The following is a 4369-nucleotide window of genomic DNA, read 5'->3' as shown; positions in this document are numbered from 1 at the left end:
TCGACGACAAGATCCACGCGCGGTCGACCGGCCCGTACTCGATGATCACCCAGCAGCCGCTCGGCGGTAAGGCCCAGTTCGGTGGCCAGCGCTTCGGTGAGATGGAGGTGTGGGCGCTGGAGGCCTACGGTGCCGCCTACGCGCTGCAGGAGCTGCTGACCATCAAGTCCGACGACGTCCTGGGCCGGGTCAAGGTCTACGAGGCGATCGTCAAGGGCGAGAACATCCCCGAGCCGGGAATTCCCGAATCCTTCAAGGTGCTCATCAAGGAGATGCAGTCGCTGTGTCTCAACGTCGAGGTGCTGTCCAGCGACGGCATGTCGATCGAGATGCGCGACACCGACGAGGACGTCTTCCGCGCCGCGGAAGAGCTCGGAATCGATCTGTCCCGGCGTGAGCCGAGCAGCGTGGAAGAAGTCTGAGGGGGAGATCGCACAAAATGCTAGACGTCAACTTCTTCGACGAGCTCAGGATCGGCCTCGCGACGGCCGACGACATTCGTCAGTGGTCGCACGGCGAGGTGAAGAAGCCGGAGACCATCAACTACCGGACTCTCAAGCCGGAAAAGGACGGGCTCTTCTGCGAGAAGATCTTCGGTCCGACCCGCGACTGGGAGTGCTACTGCGGCAAGTACAAGCGCGTCCGGTTCAAGGGCATCATCTGTGAGCGCTGTGGCGTCGAGGTGACCCGCGCCAAGGTGCGCCGTGAGCGGATGGGCCACATCGAGCTGGCCGCGCCCGTCACGCACATCTGGTACTTCAAGGGCGTCCCGTCGCGCCTCGGCTACCTGCTCGACCTGGCCCCGAAGGACCTGGAGAAGGTCATCTACTTCGCGGCCTACATGATCACGCACGTCGACACCGACATGCGTGAGCGTGACCTGCCCTCGCTGGAGGCGAAGATCTCCGTCGAGCGGCAGCACATCGAGCAGCGCCGTGACGCCGACGTCGAGGCCAGGCAGAAGAAGCTCGAAGGCGACCTGGCCGAGCTTGAGGCCGCCGGCGCCAAGGGCGACCAGCGCCGCAAGGTCCGTGAGGGCGCCGAGCGCGAGATGCGTCAGCTCCGCGACCGGGCCCAGCGTGAGCTGGACCGGCTCGACGAGGTCTGGAGCCGCTTCAAGAACCTCAAGGTCCAGGACCTCGAGGGCGACGAGCTGCTCTACCGCGAGATGCGCGACCGCTTCGGCCGCTACTTCAAGGGCGGCATGGGCGCGCAGGCGATCCAGGACCGTCTGATCAGCTTCGACCTCGACGCCGAGGCCGAGAACCTGAAGGAGACGATCCGCAGCGGCAAGGGCCAGAAGAAGGCCCGCGCCCTCAAGCGGCTCAAGGTCGTCTCGGCGTTCCTGAACACCACCAACTCGCCGCGCGGCATGGTGCTCGACTGCATCCCGGTCATCCCGCCGGACCTGCGCCCGATGGTGCAGCTCGACGGTGGCCGGTTCGCCACCTCCGACCTGAACGACCTGTACCGCCGGGTCATCAACCGCAACAACCGGCTCAAGCGTCTGCTCGACCTCGGCGCCCCCGAGATCATCGTGAACAACGAGAAGCGGATGCTCCAGGAGGCCGTCGACGCGCTGTTCGACAACGGCCGTCGTGGCCGCCCGGTGACCGGTCCCGGCAACAGGCCGCTGAAGTCCCTGAGCGACATGCTCAAGGGCAAGCAGGGGCGTTTCCGCCAGAACCTGCTGGGCAAGCGAGTCGACTACTCCGGCCGTTCGGTCATCGTCGTCGGCCCGCAGCTCAAGCTGCACCAGTGCGGTCTGCCCAAGCAGATGGCGCTGGAGCTGTTCAAGCCGTTCGTGATGAAGAGGCTGGTCGACCTCAACCACGCCCAGAACATCAAGTCGGCCAAGCGGATGGTCGAGCGCGCCCGCCCCGTGGTGTGGGACGTGCTCGAAGAGGTCATCACCGAGCACCCCGTGCTGCTCAACCGGGCGCCCACGCTCCACCGTCTGGGCATCCAGGCGTTCGAGCCGCAGCTGGTCGAGGGCAAGGCCATCCAGATCCACCCGCTCGTCTGCACCGCGTTCAACGCGGACTTCGACGGCGACCAGATGGCCGTGCACCTGCCGCTGTCGGCTGAGGCCCAGGCCGAGGCACGCATCCTGATGCTCTCGACCAACAACATCCTCAAGCCGGCCGACGGCAAGCCCGTGACGATGCCCACCCAGGACATGGTCATCGGCCTCTACTGGCTGACCACCCAGAAGGAAGGCGCCACCGGCGAGGGCCGGGTCTTCGGCTCGATCGCCGAGGCCCAGATGGCCTTCGACCGCCACGAGCTGGAGATCCAGGCGAAGATCCAGATCCGGCTCAAGGACGTCCTGCCGCCTCGCGAGTGGGTCGCGCCGGAGGGCTGGGAGCAGGGTGACCCGATCCGCCTGGAGACGACGTTCGGCCGGTGCCTGTTCAACCAGACGCTGCCGTCGAGCTACCCGTTCGTCAACTTCCAGGTCGGCAAGAAGCAGCTGTCCACGATCGTCAACGAGCTGGCCGAGACCTACCCCAAGGTCGACGTCGCCAACTCGCTCGACGCGCTCAAGGACGCCGGCTTCCGCTGGGCGACCCGTTCCGGCGTCACGATCTCGATCGACGACGTCGTCGCGCCGCCCAACAAGGCCGACATCATGGAGAACTACGAGCGCCGGGCCGACAAGGTCCAGCGCGAGTACGAGCGCGGCCTGATCACCGACGAGGAGCGCCGTCAGGAGCTCATCGAGATCTGGACCCACGCGACGGCCGACGTCGAGACCGACATGGTCAACGCCTTCCCGGCGACCAACCCGGTCTGGATGATGGTCAACTCCGGCGCCCGAGGCAACAAGATGCAGGTGCGTCAGATCGCCGGCATCCGCGGCCTGGTGTCCAACACCAAGGGTGAGACGATCCCGCGTCCGATCAAGGCCTCGTTCCGCGAGGGCCTGTCGGTGCTGGAGTACTTCATCTCCACCCACGGTCAGCGGAAGGGTCTGGCCGACACCGCCCTGCGTACCGCCGACTCGGGTTACCTGACCCGTCGTCTGGTGGACGTCGCGCAGGACGTCATCGTGCGTGAGATCGACTGCGGCACCGACCGCGCGGTCCCGCTGCACGTCGCCGACCGCGACGCGTCCGGCAACCTGGTCAAGGCGGAGAACGCCGAGTCCAACGTGCACGGCCGCATCCTGGCCGAGGACGTCGAGGTGGACGGCAAGGTCATCGCGGCGGCGGGTGTCGACATCAACGACATCCACGTCACCGCGCTGGTCGAGGCCGGCATCGAGACCGTCCGGACGCGCAGCGCGCTCGTCTGCGAGGCCAAGATCGGTGTCTGCGCCACCTGCTACGGCCGCTCGCTGGCCACCGGCAAGCTCGTGGACGTCGGCGAGGCGGTCGGCATCATCGCCGCCCAGTCGATCGGTGAGCCCGGCACGCAGCTGACGATGCGTACCTTCCACACCGGTGGTGTGGCGGGCGCCGACATCACCCACGGTCTGCCCCGTGTCCAGGAGCTGTTCGAGGCGCGCATCCCCAAGGGTGTCGCCCCGATCTCCGAGGCCGAGGGCAGGGCCCGCATCGACGAGACCGACAAGGCGCGCAAGATCGTCATCACTCCGGACGACGGTTCGGAGGAGATCGCGTACCCGGTCTCGATGCGCTCGCGCCTGCTCGTCTCCGACGGGCAGCGCGTGACGGTCGGTCAGCAGCTGATCGCCGGTGCGGTCAACCCGAACGAGGTGCTGCGCATCCTCGGCCCGCGTGCCGTGCAGCTGCACCTGGTGGCCGAGGTCCAGCAGGTGTACCGCTCGCAGGGCGTGTCGATCCACGACAAGCACATCGAGATCATCGTGCGGCAGATGCTCAAGCGCGTGAACGTGCTGGAGTCCGGCGAGACCGACCTGCTGCCCGGCGAGCTGGTGGAGCGTCCGCGCTTCGAGCAGATGAACCGCGAGACCGTGGCGGAGGGCGGCTCCCCGGCCGCCGGTCGTCCGGTGCTCATGGGCATCACGAAGGCGTCGCTGGCCACCGAGTCGTGGCTGTCGGCGGCCTCCTTCCAGGAGACGACCAGGGTGCTGACGGACGCGGCGATCCACGCCAAGTCCGACTCGCTGCTGGGCCTGAAGGAGAACGTGATCATCGGCAAGCTCATCCCGGCCGGTACCGGCATGCCCCAGTACCGCAACATCCGGGTCGAGCCGACCGAGGAGGCCAAGGCGGCCATGTACACCGTCGGTGGTTACGACGGGTCCGCCGCGGACTACACCTTCGGCACGGGTAGCGGCGAGGCCGTCCCGCTGGAGGAGTACGACTTCGGTCAGTACAACCGCTGAGCCAGACAAACACCGCGCCCGGGTCGAAATCGCCCCGGCCCCGTCAGCGGCGCG

Annotated in this window: 2 protein-coding genes; both read left to right on the top strand. The window is 67.2% G+C overall.

Annotated features, from left to right (window positions below):
* Nucleotides 1-422 (top strand): DNA-directed RNA polymerase subunit beta (locus KME77_RS00010; RefSeq protein ID WP_443679001.1); only part of this gene is annotated, 422 nt, incomplete at its 5' end.
* Between the two features lie 17 nt (nucleotides 423-439).
* Nucleotides 440-4315 (top strand): DNA-directed RNA polymerase subunit beta', encoded by a 3876-nt coding sequence (locus tag KME77_RS00005; protein WP_219459806.1) that lies wholly within the window; start codon nucleotides 440-442, stop codon nucleotides 4313-4315.
* Nucleotides 4316-4369 lie beyond the last annotated feature (54 nt).

The sequence above is a fragment of the Nonomuraea rhizosphaerae genome (assembly GCF_019396405.1).
Lineage (GTDB): Bacteria > Actinomycetota > Actinomycetes > Streptosporangiales > Streptosporangiaceae > Nonomuraea > Nonomuraea rhizosphaerae.
The sequence above is the reverse complement of the archived record's forward strand: the minus strand, read 5'-3'. Positions and strand labels throughout refer to the sequence as shown.

Coding starts and splice junctions, on each gene's coding strand:
- KME77_RS00005 (WP_219459806.1), top strand. CDS start 440: ATGCTAGACGTCAACTTCTTCGACGAGCTCAGGATCGGCCTCGCGACG.